15 protein-coding genes are annotated in these 17,622 nt (G+C 41.1%); 13 read left to right on the top strand and 2 right to left on the bottom strand.

Going from position 1 to position 17,622, the window contains the following annotated elements:
• Positions 1-119: 119 nt before the first annotated feature.
• Positions 120-599, bottom strand: a complete 480-nt coding sequence (locus OQ5_RS25030; protein ID WP_255297626.1) for a 3-keto-disaccharide hydrolase — start codon at positions 597-599, stop codon at positions 120-122.
• Entirely contained in the window at positions 541-1,509 is a 969-nt protein-coding gene (locus OQ5_RS21605) for a 3-keto-disaccharide hydrolase (RefSeq protein WP_255297625.1), read from the bottom strand. Before OQ5_RS21605 ends, OQ5_RS25030 begins: the two co-directional genes overlap by 59 nt.
• 121 nt (positions 1,510-1,630) lie before the next feature.
• Between OQ5_RS21605 and OQ5_RS0117975 the strand changes: the two genes are divergently transcribed.
• The 13 genes from OQ5_RS0117975 (at position 1,631) to OQ5_RS21600 (ending at position 17,219) form a co-directional block, all read left to right on the top strand.
• Complete coding sequence (locus OQ5_RS0117975) at positions 1,631-5,644, top strand: hybrid sensor histidine kinase/response regulator transcription factor (RefSeq protein WP_016778820.1); 4,014 nt, start codon at positions 1,631-1,633, stop codon at positions 5,642-5,644.
• Positions 5,629-5,793 carry a hypothetical protein gene (locus OQ5_RS23690; RefSeq protein ID WP_016778819.1) on the top strand — a complete coding sequence of 55 codons (165 nt, stop codon included), beginning with the start codon at positions 5,629-5,631 and terminating at the stop codon, positions 5,791-5,793. Before OQ5_RS0117975 ends, OQ5_RS23690 begins: the two co-directional genes overlap by 16 nt.
• Before the next feature lie 26 nt (positions 5,794-5,819).
• The gene (locus tag OQ5_RS0117965) at positions 5,820-6,395 is read left to right on the top strand and encodes a TetR/AcrR family transcriptional regulator (protein ID WP_016778818.1); all 576 of its coding nucleotides are present in this window, start codon (positions 5,820-5,822) and stop codon (positions 6,393-6,395) included.
• Between the two features lie 173 nt (positions 6,396-6,568).
• Positions 6,569-6,907 carry a cupin domain-containing protein gene (locus tag OQ5_RS0117960; protein ID WP_026055389.1) on the top strand — a complete coding sequence of 113 codons (339 nt, stop codon included), beginning with the start codon at positions 6,569-6,571 and terminating at the stop codon, positions 6,905-6,907.
• 138 nt (positions 6,908-7,045) lie between these two features.
• A complete protein-coding gene (locus OQ5_RS0117955) occupies positions 7,046-7,294 on the top strand; it encodes a hypothetical protein (RefSeq protein ID WP_141638896.1) in 249 nt (82 codons plus the stop codon).
• The gene (locus OQ5_RS0117950; RefSeq protein ID WP_016778815.1) at positions 7,291-9,396 is read left to right on the top strand and encodes a TolC family protein; all 2,106 of its coding nucleotides are present in this window, start codon (positions 7,291-7,293) and stop codon (positions 9,394-9,396) included. Before OQ5_RS0117955 ends, OQ5_RS0117950 begins: the two co-directional genes overlap by 4 nt.
• A gap of 61 nt (positions 9,397-9,457) precedes the next feature.
• On the top strand, positions 9,458-10,564 hold the full coding sequence (locus OQ5_RS0117945; protein ID WP_044108077.1) for an efflux RND transporter periplasmic adaptor subunit: 1,107 nt from the start codon (positions 9,458-9,460) through the stop codon (positions 10,562-10,564).
• Positions 10,565-10,880: 316 nt separating this feature from the next.
• The gene (locus OQ5_RS0117940; RefSeq protein WP_026055388.1) at positions 10,881-14,045 is read left to right on the top strand and encodes an efflux RND transporter permease subunit; all 3,165 of its coding nucleotides are present in this window, start codon (positions 10,881-10,883) and stop codon (positions 14,043-14,045) included.
• Positions 14,046-14,061: 16 nt separating this feature from the next.
• Positions 14,062-14,505, top strand: a complete 444-nt coding sequence (locus OQ5_RS0117935; protein WP_255297624.1) for a DUF2147 domain-containing protein — start codon at positions 14,062-14,064, stop codon at positions 14,503-14,505.
• A gap of 393 nt (positions 14,506-14,898) precedes the next feature.
• Complete coding sequence (locus OQ5_RS0117930; protein WP_016778811.1) at positions 14,899-15,795, top strand: patatin-like phospholipase family protein; 897 nt, start codon at positions 14,899-14,901, stop codon at positions 15,793-15,795.
• A 487-nt stretch (positions 15,796-16,282) separates the two neighbouring features.
• Positions 16,283-16,684, top strand: coding sequence for a DUF134 domain-containing protein (locus tag OQ5_RS0117925; RefSeq protein ID WP_026055387.1), 402 nt, complete (start codon positions 16,283-16,285; stop codon positions 16,682-16,684).
• Between the two features lie 30 nt (positions 16,685-16,714).
• Entirely contained in the window at positions 16,715-17,029 is a 315-nt protein-coding gene (locus tag OQ5_RS0117920; RefSeq protein WP_016778809.1) for a NifB/NifX family molybdenum-iron cluster-binding protein, read from the top strand.
• 13 nt (positions 17,030-17,042) lie between these two features.
• Complete coding sequence (locus OQ5_RS21600; protein WP_016778808.1) at positions 17,043-17,219, top strand: DUF5320 family protein; 177 nt, start codon at positions 17,043-17,045, stop codon at positions 17,217-17,219.
• Positions 17,220-17,622: the final 403 nt, after the last annotated feature.

The following is a 17,622-nucleotide window of genomic DNA, read 5'->3' as shown; positions in this document are numbered from 1 at the left end:
GACGAAAACTTATGAATAAAGCAGGTTAAGTAATTTAGTCAGTAGTTTTTAGTCAGCAGCCAGTAGTGTGAATTATAAACACTAACATACGTCTCTGCGTTTAGGCTTTTTTAACGAACTCAAAGTTCTTTGATCTTTATATTTTTGAATTCAACTTCGTTGCCATGGTCCTGTAAAAGAATGTTACCTTTCTCATACTCTCCGAAATTTGGCCAGTCCTTGTACTTGCTATACGCTACAAGAGCCCTCCACATTTGGGTATCACGTTCGTACTCCACCACCTTGATGCCGTTGAGATAATGCGCAACCTTTTTGCCTTTAACAACAATTCGTGCCCTGTTCCAGTGATCATAGCCGTTGACATATTTCTTCGCAGGCAGGTGAGGATTAAATTCCAGTCCGTTGGCAGGTATCAGGTCATAAAGAGAAGCAATTGTACGATTGCCATTCACCCCTTTTTTAGCATCGGGATGATAACGGTCGTCAAGAATCTGAAACTCGCAGCCGATGGAGGAGCCGGGTCCTTTATTGAGTTCGGTGTCAACAAAGTATTTGATGCCGCTGTTGGCTCCTTTGGTTAAACTGAAGTCGACTTCCAGGATGAAGTCTTTGTATTTTTTTGTTGGTTACTATGTCACCACCATTACTCGATTCTCCTCCTCCCGATGCATGCACTTTCAAGATGCCATTATTTATGCTCCAGCCTTTTTCGGGGAAATGATCTAATTTTGCACCGCACCATCCGTTGGTGGTTGCACCGTCCCAAAGCAACTTCCAGCCGTCCGACTTTTCTCTCTCTGTAAGTTGATTTTTTAAATAGCTGACTTCAGGTGCCGTATTATTCTTGTACTTTGAAAAATCTTCAGCTTCAATTTCCCTTATCGTGATATTTTTCCAGCGAATCTTTTTCCCGGCGAGCGATTTGTTATTGCCTATGCCATGTACCTGCAGTGCAATGAATCCGGTTTCTGTCTCTTCCTCCACAAGGTTTGCTGCTGGAATATCGTTGACCCAGGTCATAATATTATTGTTGAATGCAACAACTTTGAAGTGATTCCATTCACCTTTTTTGAAGGCTTTTTTTGCTGCTTCATTGTATTCAAGGGGATATCTCCATCCCTTTCGGGCTTCATCGTAAATACCTCCCGCCCATCCGCGCGGTGTGTCTTCGCATTCTACCTGAAGCCCGTGTACCCTGCCGTTCATGTAATTCTGGTTGCTGTGACTTCTTATTTGAACTCCGGAGTTCAATCCTTCGTCCATTTTCATATCATACTCCAAAACAAAATTGGTAAACTGCTTTTTAGTAGCCAGAAAGGTGTTGGGAGAATTGGTTACCGAAGTACCTACGATCATCCCGTCAGTGGCTTCGTAGGGAGCATCACCGTTGAGGACTTTCCAGCCATTAAGGTTTTTTCCGTTGAACAGTTCTTTTCCGGAATTTTGTCCGTGTAAAACCGTCCATGAGGTTATAAATATAACCGGTAAAAGAAATAGTTTTTTTCGCATGACTATCGTTTTTTTCATATTTAATTGGTGATGGCAATTTAAGGTTTGTTAACTTGCGGCCGGAGATGTTTTTGTGTCAAATGTGGATGTTTTTGATTCAGCCGCAGAAGTGTGAAAAGAAATGAAATTTGTTGTTCGCATATTGGTACTGTGTTTTTCGGTTTTTGCGAGTGCTTTCAGTCAGGCACCACGTTTCGACCGTTTTGATATTTCCAGCGGTTTGTCGCAAAACAATATCAACGGGTTGGTTATTGACGACATTGGAAATATCTGGGTTGGCACGCTTGACGGACTGAATAAATATAATGGCTACGAGTTTGAAGTCTTCAAACCATTGTCCGATGATTCTGATGGTATTTCCGGAAATCATATTATTTCAATGGGAAAGGGGCTGAATGGCGATATCTGGGTTACTACACGAGACAGGGTTCTGAATCATTATCGGGCTGACGTGCAGCGATTTCGGCATTTTCCCGACTCGGTTTTCGAAGCTGCGGGTATTGCGCCTGTAAATAATCTGGTTCAGTTGAACGATTCTTTACTCTGGTTCAGTGACAACGATCAGCTTGGCCTTTTGAATACCCGGCAGAATGTGTGTAAAAAATTCCAGGCACCGGGTTGGGTACACGGAATCGCTTTGATAGGTGACAGCACAATTATTTATGGTGGTTTTGGTATTCAATATTTAAGACTGGATAAAGAGGATTCAATTTTAAGCATTGTCCCCGTTGATATCAGCGGATCTCCCTGTTTTCATCTTCAACAGGACGGTGCTGCCTGGTATGGAATTTCAGATTCGGGAATTGAAAGGATTTCGAATCAATTTACATTACGTGAAATTGTTGCAACTTTTCGTGAACTGGGACTATCCTTTTTGGAACCTTCTTCGCTCAATAGTTTTACCGTTCACAGAGGGAATTTCTGGCTTGGAGACAATAATCTGCTGGCCCGCGTTCAGAGAAGTGGCAACGGGTATTCGACAACATTTTTTAGTTATGATCCGGGAAATGACTCGTCGTTTAAAGGATATCACGTTACGCATCTGCGTTTTGATGCGTTGGGAAATTTATGGATAGGGACGCTTAAAAACGGTTTGAATTACTTCAGTTACAAGAAGAATCAGTTTATTCATTACAACTGGCGCAGGCAGAAATTAAACAGTCCCGACACCGATCCGGTCAGAGCAATATGCAAGAGAGACAATGATGACATCTGGCTGGGTTTCGACAGAGAAGGTGTTGGTATCATTGATAAAAAAGGGGAACAACGGTATTTTAGTCATTACTTCACAAGGGAGGGTACAAATCGAAATATCAATAATGTTCGGAATATTTTTGAAGATTCATCGGGAAATATCTGGATTGGAGAAGGTAGTCGATTATGCATTTATAATCAGGCAAAGCAGCGTATTGAAGCGGTTAATTGCAGGTTTTCGTGGGACTGGCCTTATCAGTGTTATTCTGTGAAGGAATTGGAAACCGGAATCGTTACTTTGACATCATCACAAAGAACCGGAAAAGTTAATTTAAAAACCGGTGAACTGTCTGTTTTTTCTCTTGATGAAAGTGTATCCGGCAGCGTTCGCGATATTGTGAAAGACAAATATGGCAGTTTATGGATCGCTAAAGACGAAAACGGACTTCTGAAATATGACGGCCCTGATAAGCCGATAAGGAGTATAAGAAGCTCTACTCATGGTCTGTCGGACAATAAAGCTTACTGCCTTTGGGTAGCTGGTGACAGTTTGTGGATTGGTACCAATGCTGGATTGAATCTTTTTTCGATAACGGGCGACAGCATTATAGATAAGTACTTCGAAAGCGATGGTTTGTCCAACAACATTGTTTACAGTCTGTATTACGATGCTGAAGATAATATGTGGATGAGCACCAACCGGGGTATTACCCGTTTTGATGTAAAAAACCGGCAATTCGTGACTTTTCTTACCAATGATTTCTTTATGGATGATGCTCATTTTGTTTCTGACGACGGGTTTATTTATTATGGTGGCTATACCGGAGTGGTTGGCTTTCATCCCGACAGCATCAGTACCTTACACCCCGGAATGAAAATCCATTTTGAAAGTTTCCGGTTGTTTAACCGCGAAATATTGCCCGGCGACAGCATCGGCAATCGCGTGTTGATAAAGGAAAACCTTAAGAATGATAGTCTGATACGATTGAAACATGATGAGAATTCATTTTCTGTTGAATTCAATGCGTATCCTTTTGATTATCCCAACCATAATGTTTTCCGGTTCAGGTTGAGAGGCCTGCAGAAAGAGTGGACGTATTCGGATGGAGCTAACAGAATAGCTTCCTACACAGCCGTACCGCCTGGTGAGTATACATTTGAGCTGCAGGCTGCACCCAACCGTCAGTCGCTTGATTCCATCCAACGGCTAAGAGTAGTTATTATTCCTCCCTTTTGGCAAACAGCCTGGTTTAGAGGTGTTCTGATTGTCGGATTGGTGGGAGGTGTATTCGGCGGATATCAAATCAGGCTCAGACAAATCAGAAAAAGAAACTTACTTCTGAAAAGCACGGTTGATGAGCAAACGAAAGAATTGAGGGCAAGAAATCAGCAGATACTTGAAATGTCGGAAAAACTGCATGAAGCCGATCAGTCAAAATTACGTTTTTTCACAAATATTTCGCACGATTTCCGGACACCACTAACACTTATTCTGGCTCATCTCGACAGCTTTGACCAGCAAAAGAATAAAGCAGTTCATGCCATCCGCAGAAATGCTTATCGTCTGTTGAATATGATCAACCAGCTTATTGATTTGCGTAAATTGGACCAGGGACAACTGAAATTGTCTGTCAGAAATTTTGAGCTTGTGACTTTTATTACGGAAATTGTTCAATCGTTTCGGCCGGTGGCTACTCAAAAAGATATAGAATTGGCATTTTACAGCTTTCCTGAACGATTATCTGTATGGCTCGATGCCGATAAACTGGAAAACATTCTCTATAATTTATTGTCGAATGCCATCAAATATTCCCCTCAAGGGAAAACTGTTATGGTAAGTGTCGGAGAAACTGACGATCAATTCTATATTGACGTTGAAGACCAGGGAATAGGTATACCAAAAAATGAATTGCTTAGCATCTTTGACCGGTTTTATCGTTCCGGGAAGGTAAACAATCATATTGAGGGGCATGGTATCGGGCTTACAATTGTTAAAGGACTAACCGAACTTCAAAAAGGTACTGTTGAAATCGAGAGCAGTGAGGGGCGTGGAACCCGGTTTCGTCTGAGTTTTCTTAAGGGACAGGAGCATTTTGGTAAAAACGATTTTGACAAGAGTTCCACCGGTACTTATGTCCATGATGATAAGGTTTTCCTGGATGATGAGCATGAGAATTTTTCACGCTTTGGGAGGCAAAAAGTTCTGATCGTCGAAGACAATGTCGAACTATCCAGGTTTTTAAAGGAACTGCTCGGCAGGTGGTTTGAAGTTAGCATCGCCCGTAACGGGAAAGATGCCGTTGGGAAAGTTTCTGATTTTAAACCCGATCTTATTGTCTCTGATGTTATGATGCCGGTTATGAATGGAATTGAATTTTGCAGGAAAATCAAATCTGATGATCGTACTGCTAATATTCCTTTTGTTTTTCTTACCGCACGAACAGATGAGGAGACACATATTGAGGGATTTGAGCTTGGAATTGACGGATATATTGAAAAGCCGTTTAACGGCAGAATTTTCCTTGCCCGGCTTATGGCCATTCTGGAAAATCGCAGCAAGTTAACCCGGCATCTGGAAGAGCAGAAAAAGTCGGGTGTCGGGGACGCCGGTCTTTCCAAATCTGACAGAGATTTTCTGGAAACTGTGAATGCTCTGATTGACAAAAGATATTCCGATCCCGCATTTAATGTGGAAATTTTGGGCAAAGAACTTTTTATGAGCCGTTCATCGTTTTACAGAAAGTTTAAAGACGTTACCGGCATTACAGCTGCCGGGTATATTCGGAAAATTCGTCTTCATAAAGCAGCGTCTCTTTTAAAGAACGATGGGATTCAGGTTTCACAGGTTGCCGAACGGGTTGGATTCCAGAGTGTGGCTCAATTTCGCAAATCCTTCAGGGAAGAGTTTGGAAAAACACCTGGTGAATGGGCGAAGAGTTAAGGGATGAACTTAAAAACCGGTTTGACAACTGTTATGGGAAGCACCCCCCCATAATTGTGCCTGGGATTTTATCTGATATTGAGGGAATAATGAAAAAAATCCAAAAAAAATTTGCAGAGAAGAAGAAAATGTTGTTACTTTGTGAGTGAATACTAACAAACCTAATTTTAAAATTATGCTTTCAGAGCGACAACAACAAATTATAGAAACTTCAATAGGACTGATCGATCGATTGGGTATTCAGGGGTTTACAATTAAGAATCTGTCTAAAGAAATTGGGATTTCTGAGCCTGCTATTTACCGGCATTTCGAAAGCAAGGTTGAAATATTGAGTACTATTTTGGAGGGATTCAGAAATAAAATCATTGAATACCATAGAGAAGGATCGGACCGAAAACTGTCTGCAAGGGAGAAAATTGAAACTTTTTTTGAAATGATTTTTCTGGTTTTCAGCAGAAATCCGATGTTGATATCTGTAATTTTTGCTGAAGAGATATTCAGAAATGAACCCGCTTTGACCCGTAAAGTGATGGAGATACAACAGATCAATGAAAAGATGCTGGGAGAGTGGATCGGGAAACTCGATCTGACGGATGCAATGAAAGATACACGTTTGGATATGATAACCATGATATTCTTTGGTTCTGTACGTCTTCTTGCGCGCAAGTGGAAAATGAATGATCGTCGTTTTGATCTTAAAAAAGAAGGTAACCAATTGATAAAAACAATAATAAAGATAATTGCAGTTTGAACGGGGCTGTCTGAAAACGCTCCCGAAGAATTCGGGATAAATTACGATACTCTGTGCATACTTTGTGTAATTCATAGTTAACCGGGTTCCACGGAGTTGGCACAGTATCCCAAAAATGAAAAATTGGTCCTTTCAGGCACCCTCTTCCAATGGAACTTAAAATTGAATTGTATATGAAGATTACGAAAGTAAGTGAAGCTCCGGTAAAAGAAACTCCGCACAAAGTGGATACGCGACCTGTTTATGATACTGAAAGCGCTCAGGCAGTGCACATAAGATTGGAGCCAGGAGAACGGCTGAAACCCCATATCACACCGGTCGATGTTTTCTTTTACATACTGGAAGGTACACCAAATGTGCACATTGGTGATGAGCAGGAAACCGTTCAGGCCGACTGGGTGATTGAGAGTCCTAAAGACATTGTTCATTATTTATCCAACACATCCGAAAAACCTGCAAGAATTCTCGTAGTGAAGGCGCCGCGACCAACCAGGCAGACTAAGCTGCTATAAAAGATTTTCTTCAGGAAGCTGTCTGAGGGCATATTAATCACATTTTAAAACAAATAATATTTGTGCAATTTCTTTGATTGCTTTTCAGATATGAAAAGTTAGTTAGTATTAACAAACTATTGATTTAAATTCAAAAATATGATGTACCGAATAGCCATCTTTATTCTGACAATTATTATCAGCCTGGGAACAACTTCTGCCAACGGTCAATCGTTTGGTATCGGTATCGTTAGGGATGCATCTGATGTGGAACTTCGGTATTTGAGCAGTCAAATCAAGTCTGAAATTGAATCGTTGACAAAGCGTGATGCCAAATTAGTATTTTATGAGAAAGAAGGCGGCTGGACAAAAAAGAAAAAACAAGGGAATACCTGCTTGATTTCATGAATAATCCCGGCATAGACATTGTTGTGACGGTTGGATTGTTATCCTCTGACGTAGCGTCCCAATTATCCGATTTCTCCAAGCCATTGATTGCTGCCACTATTCTTGACGAAGAATTGCAGGATTTATCTGTCATCGGAGGACAAACCTCTGGTGTTCACAATTTTTCGTACATAAAATCGCCTGTCCAAATAAAAAAGGATTTAAGAGCATTTTCTGAATTGTTTAATGCCTCACATGTCACTGTTGTTTTTCCCGAGAATATTTATGAACAACTAAATAACACAGGTACCTGGTTGAATGGAGTTGATGATAGTACACAGCTATCTTTTTTATCGTTGTCTCCTGGTTCTGCTTTGTCCCCGGCTTTACCTTCCAATACCGAGGCGGTAGTTGTGCTGCCGATGACTGGTCGTTCGACCGATGAAATCAGTGAGCTCTTTTCGCACTTCAATAAACTTGGAATACCGTCTCTTACCATAAAGGGAACAGACTATTTAGAACTTGGTGCAACGGTAACTTTCACACCGCGGTTTTCGATTTTGCAAATGGCTAGAGCTACAGCTACAAGGGTTGTAAAAGTCATTGAAGGATATGAGCTGTCGAACATTCCTGTTATAGTCGGCGAGGAGAACCGCAGGCTGGTAGTTAATATGGAGAGTGTGCGGCAGATTAACCGTTTTCCTGTCTGGTCGCACTTACAGGATGCTGTATTGATGAACGTGGAAAAAGTGTCTGGAGAGGAGCTTGGTTTGCACGAGGCTATCTCCCTGGCTTTGGAGAATAATTTGGAAGGCCGAATAACCGACAGGGAATTGCTGATGGCCGGACAGGATGTTAAAATCGCTCGCTCCAATGTGTTGCCTGCCGTTGATGTTTCTGCATCCGGCGTTCAGTTAAGCGAGAATCTGGTTGAGTCTTCAATGGGGCAGAAAGGAGAATTTACCATTACAGGATCCGTATCGTTAAGGCAGGTAATTTATTCCGAGGAAGCCTTTGCAAATGTTGCCATTCAAAAACTGTTAGCTGAGAATGAAAAGCACAACAACCGGGCGACAACACTCGATATTGTAAAGAACGTTGTTGAAGCTTATGTAAATTTACTCTATGCCAAAAATAACTACAAGATTCGTAATGAAAACGTAAATGCGAATTTACAAAATCTTGAAATAGCAAAATCCAAAGAAAAGGCAGGAGCCTCAAGTGTATCCGATGTGAACCGCTGGGAAAGTGAAGTGAACCTGTCAAGGATGGAACTTAATGAAGCTGAAGCTGCTTATAAATCTGCAATGTACCGTCTGAACAGACTTCTGAACAGGAAGGTGGATCAACCGGTTTCCATTCCCGATTCATTTGATATTCTTGGCCAGGTTATTAAGCACCGGGAGCTTTTGGCTCAATGCTTTAACGATCCCCTTCTTACAGAATATTATGCCGATTTTATAATTGAGCAGATGCGGCTCAACTCACCCGAACTTAAAAAAATAGCTACTGCAGGTGATATTGCCGGGCGCAAAAGGAAATTATATTCCCGGAAATCCTATCTGCCAGAAGTGGCCATTGTTGGCGGGGCCGATCAGGCTTTTGTGAGAGAGGGCATTATCCGCAATCCACAGTTGCCCGTTCCTGAGCCGCCTGACGATATAACATGGAATGTGGGACTTAACATGCGGTTCTCTCTCTTCGAAGGGGCTAAGCGTAAAAATGAACTTAAACGAACAGTTCTGGAACAGGAAAAAATTGAATGGCAAAAACAAGCGTTGATAAACGAGATGCAAACAGGCATTCGGGCGGGTGTTCAGCAACTACAGGCCTCATTTAAGGATATGGCTCTTGCAGAAAATGCGGCTGCTGCAGCCGATGAGAATTTCAGAATTATTCAGGACGCTTATAATGAGGGAGTCGTTGGTGTGATTGAGCTTATTGATGCTCAGAATATGATGATCCGTACCAAATTGCTTTCGGTCAATGCCAGATATAGTTATGTGCTTAATTATGCAAATACCGAACGTTTGCAGGGAGAGTACTCTTTTTTGAAGAGTGATGAGGATCATCAGCAATATGCTGAAAACCTTGCCAATTATCTGAGTCTGGAAAAATTTTAAGAAGTTGTGCTTCTGAAACATATTGGATGACATAAAGAATAATAACATTAAACGAGAGGATATGAGAATCTTATACACTATTTTAATCGCCTTGCTGATTGCCGGTTGTAGTCGTATGGAAGAACAGACTGAGGCAATTCGTCCTGTTTTCTATTTTAAGGTTGGCGAATCGTTTCATACTACGCAACGTGCTTTTCCCGGTGTTACCCAGCCGGCTGATGAGGCCAGACTTAGTTTCAAGACGGGTGGTACTGTAACCCGTCTCTATGTAGATATGGGAGATACGGTAAAACAGGGAGAATGCCTGGCTCAATTGGATAGCACGGATTATTACATCAACTACGTAAAAGCTGTTTCTGCTTTGGACAATGCAGAAGCCCAACTGGCTAATGCACTTTCCGAATTTCAACGAATGGAAAAACTCTACATCAAAAACAACATTTCGTTGAGGGACTACGAACAGGTTAAGACCCGGCTCGAATCGGCCCGGGCCATGGAAAAATCTTCCAGGTTGCAGGTGCAGCTGGCTCAGAATCAGTTGAACTATACCTCTTTAAAAGCTCCTTTTTCAGGGGTTATCAGCTCTGTTTTTATAAGGGAGAACGAAATGATCGGGGCAGGAAAACCTGCCATTGTACTCTCTTCTTTAAACAATTTTGAAGTGAAAACAATTATCCCGGAGAATTTGATAGGACAGTTAAAGCCCGGGATGCATGTCGATGTTACGCTTAATACTTCCAAAAACACCTCTTTTTCCGGTAAAGTGATAGAAATAGGAACTACCTCACAAAATGCTACTGCTTTTCCCGTAATAATCGGACTGCAAGATGCTGATGCGAGGCTTTTTTCGGGGATGACTACTACCGTGACTTTTCAGTTTAATTCGATTAAAGGGGTTGAAGCAGAACCTTTGATTATTCCCGAAGATGCTGTTTGTCATGACCATAAGGGAAATTACGTTTTTGTGGCTCAGCCTGCTCAAGATGAAGAAGATGTGTTTATTGTTAAGCGAAAAGAAATTGTTACCGCCGGCCTAAAACCTGAAGGATATCTTATCGGTGAAGGGCTTTCGGAAGGAGACGTTGTGGTAACTGCCGGACTCCGTTTTATGTATGAAGGCCGAAAAGTCAGGCTGTTGAACAATTTTAACTCTGCTTTGGAAGAATAAGACTGAAGAACAGGCATGTTGCAATGTAGTTGATAAAACTCGTTGATAGCCACACCTTTATTTTCATTCTGTTAAACAATTTAACAGAGTATTGGTAGTACAATAGTTTGTTGAGTTTTTGTAAACGCCTTGTATCCAACTGGTTATATTTAAGGGGTTTGTTTTGATAAAATGCATATTTTCAACGCGATACGAATCACCTTATATCTTAAATCTAATAATCTAACGATCTATTGTAGTAGTGATTGTATTTTAATTCATTGAGTCTGTTTCTAATAATCATCGTTAGAGTAGGTTCATTTATAAATCCATTAGCATGAATTTAACAAAGCTCACATTAAACAATAGCCGAATAGCCATTATTGTTATTCTGGTCGTTGCAATTATAGGGATAACTAATTATTTCCATCTCGAGCGAGACAGCATGCCACCCTATACCATTCGTCTTGCTACTGTCGTTACCCACTTTCCTGGTGCCGATCCTGATGAGGTGGAAGTGCTTGTTACAGAACCTCTTGAAGAAGCCATTCGTGAAATTCCGGAGGTGAAGACGATTACCAGCGAATCACGACCGGGACTGTCTGTCATCACTGTTGAATTGCTTGTTAAAGTAAGGGAATCCGAACTTCAGTCTGTCTGGACTTCCTTACGCAATAAAGTTGAAGATAACCGGAATATTCTGCCTTCAAATATTATTGGGCCCGTTGTAAAAGATGAGGACATAGGAACCGTATTCGGAATTATTTTGGGGGTAACGGGTGACGGTGTGCCCTACAACAAATTGGAGGATTATGCAAAAGATGTAAGAGAAGAACTTCTTCATTTGCCTGATGTGGAAAAAATCAAATACGGCGGAATTCAGGAAGAGCGTATTTTTATTGAATTCGACGATAAGCAACTGGCTCAATACGGTCTGGGGGGAAATGAACTGAGGAATATTATTGCAGCAACCAATATTCTTAGTCCCGCGGGTGAAATAAATGTCGGCCGTAAACGTATTGAACTGGAACCCTCGGGCAGTTTTAAAAATCTTGATGATTTGAGAAATATACTTGTTTCGGCAAGTGGTGGTTCATCAGTTTATCTAAAAGACATTACAACAAAAATATACCGCGACTACATTACTCCTCCCGAAAAAATTGTAAAGATTAACGGGCAAAACGCAATTGCCCTTTTCGTGTCTCTAAAAGACGGCGCTAATATTGTTCGTATGGGAGAAGATATCGATGAGGTTTTGCCGATAATAAACAACCGCCTTCCTGTGGGTGTGGAGGTTGTCAGGTCGGCTTCGCAGGATCATGTTGTAAAAGGACAGGTTAATGACTTTTTGATCAATCTGATACAAAGTGTTGTCATTGTTCTTGCTGTGATGTTGTTTTTTCTTGGATTCAGATCGGGCTCCCTGGTTGCTGCCCTATTGCCAATGGTCATTCTCAGTACCTTCTTTTTTCTTGGGTTGATGGATATAGGGTTAAACAAAGTTTCACTGGCAGCCCTCATTATTTCATTAGGATTATTAGTAGATAACGGTATAGTGGTTTCTGAATCAATACTGGTGAGTATGAAGCAGGGCATGAGCACTTTTGAGGCCAGTGTTTATTCCGGAAAAATCTTGCTAATTCCTTTATTGATTTCTTCTTTAACAACGGCTTCGGCTTTTTTGCCTTTTGCCCTTGCGCAAACACCGATGGGGGAGATTTCTTCACCACTTTTTTGGGTGGTGAGTTCTACCATTCTTGGATCCTGGGTGCTGGCATTTACTTTTATCCCCCTGTTGGCAGTGGCTATTGTTAAGACCAAAAAGAACAGGAAAGAACGAAAAACAGGGATCATCGATTCATACATGGAAAAGCTTAATTTGTGGTACAATGGTGTGCTATACCGTGTTTTGCGGAAACCTTTCCTCTTCCTGGGGTTTATAACCTTGTTGTTTATCCTGGCTCTGATATCCATGCAGTTTTTACCTTTCAAGTTGGTTCCGGACAGCGACCGGAATCTCGTGACTGTAGATATTAAATTTCCGTCCGGCACACATATCGAATATACTGAAAAAGCGGTTGATGACATTGGTCAGTTCATCTCGGAAAATCTCCTTGTTACCAATGATTATCCTGATGAAGCCCCCGGTGTTCTTGACTACTCCGCTTTCATCGGAGAAGGGCCCGAACCCTACGATCTGGGATATTTCAAAGATGAAGCAAACTCGAACTACGCTCACATGTTGCTGAATACCACGGGTGACCTGGATAACGATTTTATTATTTCGAAAGTAGACAGTTTCTGTTTTAATCATATTCCCGATGCGGATATTCGTGTCAACAGGCTTACAGGTGCCGGTGCATCAGGTACGCCCGTTGAAGTTCGCATTTCGGGAAGTGATCCCGACCGTTTGTCAGTGATTGCAGGAGAGGTTAAAGAAAAGCTTGTGGAAACCGCAGGGACAAAGAATATTACCGATGACTGGGGGCCGAAAATAAAGACATTAAATGTTAAGATAGATGAGGAAAGAGCGCGACGTTTTGGCCTGACAAATATAGAAATTGCCTCGGCTCTTAATACCGGTTTCTCGGGGATGCTGGTCGGCGGCTTATACGATACCGATGAAGAAATCCCTGTTTATCTGAAAAGTTCGGATAATCAGGAACTCGATGTTTCATCTTTGAACTCTTTTACAATCTATTCTTCGGCCACAGGACAGAATATTCCACTCACGCAGGTAGCAGACGTTTCAGTAGGGTGGCAGTTTGCAAAGGTTATGAGAAAGGATTTGAAGCGCACCATTACTGTTGGTTCTTATCTGAAAACCGGGTACAATGCTTCCGATATTTTTGAAGCCATCGGCCCGTGGATGAAAGAGCAAAAAGAAACGTGGGAGCCAGGCTACAATTATGAGTTTGGCGGAGAAGATGAAGATACACATGAAAATCTAGGCGCTATTTTCGCCAATCTTCCTTTGGCTTTTTTTCTAATTGTCATTTTGTTGGTGCTTCAGTTTAACTCCTTCCGGAAATCCACCATTATTATCTTAGCTATTCCTCTTGGCATGATTGGTGTTGTGGCCGGATGGTTTATTGGTGGTTCGTTTGTTAGTTTCTTCGGTGTGCTTGGGGTTATTGCCCTGGCCGGTATAGTGGTGAATAATGCTATTATTCTTATAGACCGTATTGATGTTGAGATAAATGAGAAACCCGATATCGATCGCCGCGACGCCATTATGCGAGCTGCCAACAACCGGTTTACGCCTGTATTACTTACTACCTTAACCACATCATTGGGCATGTTGCCGCTCTTGTTTGGCGGTGGATTGTTGTGGGAGCCGCTCACACTGGCCATCATATTCGGGTTGTTTTTTGCAACCCTGATAACTCTGCTCTTTGTCCCGGTGCTCTATCGTTTGTTTTATCGCATTCCGTTTGATGATTATCAGTTTTCTGAGGATATTTTGACCGATAAACTCAGGTCGGACAGTAATGAGTTGTAATTTAATCTGTTAATTTATGAGAAAGATGATTTTGCCCATTTTAACCATATTACTCTTTATTCTGGTTGTCATTAATGTAAGGGCAGAAGGGATTCAAAAAGAGGGAAATCAGTTGACCGGACGGTACAAGCTTCCCAACGGGATTGTGATACAGTTGTTTAAAAAGAAGAATAAATTGTTTGGTGAGATTATTGATGTAGCGGATTTTAACGGAGGGCAGCTTTACGATGTTAAGAATCCGGATAAAGAGAAACGTCAACAATCGCTAAAAGGGAAAACCATTATCCGTGATCTTGAATACAACAATAAAACAGGAAAATGGGCTGGTGGAGAAATGTATGCGCCGGAAAAGGGCATGTGGGTAGATTTGGAAATTGAATCCGTTCATGATGAATACCTTGTTGCCAGAGGTTCAAAGTTTTTGTTTTCAAAAAAGGTCGTTTGGGAGAAGATTTTTTAAATTTGAACCAACAAAGAGTTTGGCAATAAAGATGCTTTTTAGTGCGTTTCTATAAACTCGCAAAAATTTTTACAATATGTGTGTCTGTTCAGAAAGTGTCATTTACAAGGCCTGCGAAGTCCGAAAATACGGAGTTTACTCATCGTAAATGAGTAATTTTCGGACAAGCGTAACACTAAATGGCACTTTATGGACAGACACTTTATAGACCGCACTTATCAATAGTGTCAGGTTATTTGTTGAATAGTGAATATGATAATAGATCGTTAGATTTTTAGATTTAAGATACAAGATGATTCGTATATCGTTGAAAATCTGCATTTTATTATACAACACCCTTTAATCACAAACAATTGATTTGCAGTATATTGCAAAAGTTTAACGGACTATTGTATGAGTAATTTGAAGAAAAATGTGGCTCTGGTTTTATCAAGTGGCGGAGCTAAGGGGATTGCGCACATTGGTGCCATCCAAGAGATAGAAAGACAAGGGTTCAATATAACCTCGGTATCGGGTTCGTCTATTGGTGCTGTTATAGGCGGACTTTTCGCTATGGGTAAACTGGATGCCTACAGCCAGTGGGTAAAAACGCTTGACCGCCGTGCCGTTTGGGGGCTCATGGATTTTTCTTTTGCCAACGGCGGCCTTCTTAAGGGTGAAAGAGTCTTTGATAAAATGAAGACCTTTATTCCCGATATGAATATCGAAGATATGCCCATTCCTTTTACAGCCGTGGCCTCAGATATTCTTAACGAAAAAGAAATTGTTTTTGATAAGGGAAGCTATTACAAAGCTGCCAGAGCCTCTATTGCCATTCCGGCAATGTTTACTCCCGTAAAATATAAAAATACATTTTTAGTAGATGGTGGAATATTGAATCCTGTCCCTATTGAGCATGTTCAACGTAATAAAGATGATTTTCTGGTGGTTGTTAATTTATACGGGGAAAAGCAACCCAAAGTTGAGAACGTCAGCCAGAGCAAGAACAGAAAAAACGGAAAAGAGAAAAATGGCCATAACGGTTTGATCAATGCTTTCACTAATTTGATAGCCACCGGAGATAAACAGAGCCTGGGTTACATATCGCTTCTTACTACCAGCTCCGCAGCGATGATCCACAAACTCGCAAAAATGAATATTGAGCGTTACCAGCCGGATGTTGTTATTAATATTCCTGCCGATTCTGCCAATACATTCGATTTTCACCGGGCAGATGAAATGATTAAGTTGGGGGCTGATGCCACAGCGCGTGCTATTGCAGAAACCGTCTGGAAAAATTCCTACTTATGATTTTGCTTCTTGAGCCCGGTGATAGTATTTGAGATTTTAGGAGGCTGTTAACTAGTGTCTGTCCATAAAGTGCCATTTGCTGCGTTACGCTCGCCGACAAAATCCTCATTTACGATTAGTAAACTCCGGTTTTGGCGGCTTCGCAAGCCTTGCAACTGGCACTTTCTGAACAGACATACATATTGTAAAAATTTTTGCGAGTTTATAGACACGCACTAATTAAGAATGAGTGCGGTATAAAAAGCATATTTTTGTCAAAATCAATGCGTTTTAAATTTTTGTACCGGAGTTAACTTGTTGTTAATGAGGATGCAAAAATTTAAAACAACACAGAGTTTGGCAGCAAATTTGCTTTTTAGACCGGGCTCAAGAATAATTTGAAAATAGTTATTCAGCCGACATGGAAATGGCTTTTAGGTTAAGGTCCTTTTTTTATATTTTTATTTTGAGAATATTCTCATTACTTTTGCATGAACAATAGTTCTTTATGGCGCGACCAAAATCATTGAGAAAAGTTGTAAAACCACCTGGTTTTAAAGGGTATAAGCCTTACGGGCATCAGCAGAGAAGGCAAAAACCGGTGGATTTGCTCTACGAAGAATACGAGGCGCTAAAGCTGGCCGATTACGATTTGATGACGCATCAGGAAGCGTCAGAGATTATGGGTATTTCGAGAGCCACTTTTGCGCGTATTTATGAACGGGCGCGACGGAAAATAGCCCGTGCCTTTGTTGAAGTTAAAGAAATTAAAGCGGTCTATGGTCACGCTTTACTTGATAAAAGCTGGCTTGTATGTAACAAATGTTTTGCCCGGTTTACCATTCCAGAAACGATAACAGAAAGGAATTGTCCGGTTTGTAAATCATATAATATTGAGACTGTCAAGTAGTTAGTGCTCATTTATAAACTCGCAAAAAATATGAAAACATTAATAACATCAACCGCCGATACAGTCGATGCACCATTTGATAAGCGCTATGGACGTGCTGCCTGGTTTTGTATCCTTAACGAAGAGACTGGAGAGACAACGTTTTACAAGAATGAAAATGCAGAAGCTCAGGGAGGAGCCGGGACAAAAGCCGCCGAAAAAACAGTTGAATTAGGTGCTCAGAAAGTTATATCCGGAGATTTTGGCCCAAAAGCCAAAGATCTGCTGGAAAAATTTAATATTCAGATGGTCATCATTGAAGAAGACCTGAAAGTGAAAGATATTGTTGAACGCATTAAAGGATAACATTATGCCAAAAATGGATCATACAGGACCGGAAGGGAGAGGTCCGAAAACCGGACGAAAATTAGGCCGGTGTACCAAAGACGGTGAAAGTGCTTCCTCAGGCAGGTTAGGAGAAGGAATGGGCAAGCGAAGAAAAGAAGATGGTGGCGAAGGCAGAGGGAAACGATTGCGTAGTAATTTGCCGTTTTAGCAGAAACCATAGTCAGTTAAAAAAAGCCTGAACGCAGAGACGCAATGACACAAAATTTTTATTATGAGAGAGTTGTGGTTTGCGTCATTGTTTGTGTAAACAATTAAAAGTACCATTTGCTGTGTTACGCTTGCCGCCAAAATACTCATTTACGAAAAGTAAACTCCGTTTTTGGCGGCTTCGCAAGCCTTGTAAATGACACTTTCTGAACAGACACACATATTGTAAAAATTTTTGCGAGTTTATAGATACGCATTATTTATTTCAACTCATTCAGATATGACAATAACGACTTTAACATCCCTGACAACAATAACACAATAACGGCAGTAGCAACAATAACATATCTAACACCTCTGGCAGCCTGACAAGCTAATTTTACCTGCTTTATTCATAAGTTTTC

Origin of the sequence: Anaerophaga thermohalophila str. Valhall, assembly GCF_000250735.1 — a bacterium.
Classification (GTDB): domain Bacteria; phylum Bacteroidota; class Bacteroidia; order Bacteroidales; family Marinilabiliaceae; genus Anaerophaga; species Anaerophaga thermohalophila_A.
The sequence above is the reverse complement of the archived record's forward strand: the minus strand, read 5'-3'. Positions and strand labels throughout refer to the sequence as shown.

Excerpts from the sequence above, each read along its gene's own strand:
- OQ5_RS23690 (WP_016778819.1), top strand. The coding sequence starts at position 5,629 with ATGGGCGAAGAGTTAAGGGATGAACTTAAAAACCGGTTTGACAACTGT.
- OQ5_RS0117940 (WP_026055388.1), top strand. The coding sequence starts at position 10,881 with ATGAATTTAACAAAGCTCACATTAAACAATAGCCGAATAGCCATTATT.
- OQ5_RS0117975 (WP_016778820.1), top strand. The coding sequence starts at position 1,631 with ATGAAATTTGTTGTTCGCATATTGGTACTGTGTTTTTCGGTTTTTGCG.
- OQ5_RS0117925 (WP_026055387.1), top strand. The coding sequence starts at position 16,283 with ATGGCGCGACCAAAATCATTGAGAAAAGTTGTAAAACCACCTGGTTTT.
- OQ5_RS0117955 (WP_141638896.1), top strand. The coding sequence starts at position 7,046 with ATGATGTACCGAATAGCCATCTTTATTCTGACAATTATTATCAGCCTG.
- OQ5_RS0117960 (WP_026055389.1), top strand. The coding sequence starts at position 6,569 with ATGAAGATTACGAAAGTAAGTGAAGCTCCGGTAAAAGAAACTCCGCAC.
- OQ5_RS0117920 (WP_016778809.1), top strand. The coding sequence starts at position 16,715 with ATGAAAACATTAATAACATCAACCGCCGATACAGTCGATGCACCATTT.
- OQ5_RS0117935 (WP_255297624.1), top strand. The coding sequence starts at position 14,062 with ATGAGAAAGATGATTTTGCCCATTTTAACCATATTACTCTTTATTCTG.
- OQ5_RS0117965 (WP_016778818.1), top strand. The coding sequence starts at position 5,820 with ATGCTTTCAGAGCGACAACAACAAATTATAGAAACTTCAATAGGACTG.
- OQ5_RS21600 (WP_016778808.1), top strand. The coding sequence starts at position 17,043 with ATGGATCATACAGGACCGGAAGGGAGAGGTCCGAAAACCGGACGAAAA.
- OQ5_RS0117945 (WP_044108077.1), top strand. The coding sequence starts at position 9,458 with ATGAGAATCTTATACACTATTTTAATCGCCTTGCTGATTGCCGGTTGT.
- OQ5_RS0117950 (WP_016778815.1), top strand. The coding sequence starts at position 7,291 with ATGAATAATCCCGGCATAGACATTGTTGTGACGGTTGGATTGTTATCC.
- OQ5_RS0117930 (WP_016778811.1), top strand. The coding sequence starts at position 14,899 with ATGAGTAATTTGAAGAAAAATGTGGCTCTGGTTTTATCAAGTGGCGGA.
- OQ5_RS21605 (WP_255297625.1), bottom strand. The coding sequence starts at position 1,509 with ATGCGAAAAAAACTATTTCTTTTACCGGTTATATTTATAACCTCATGG.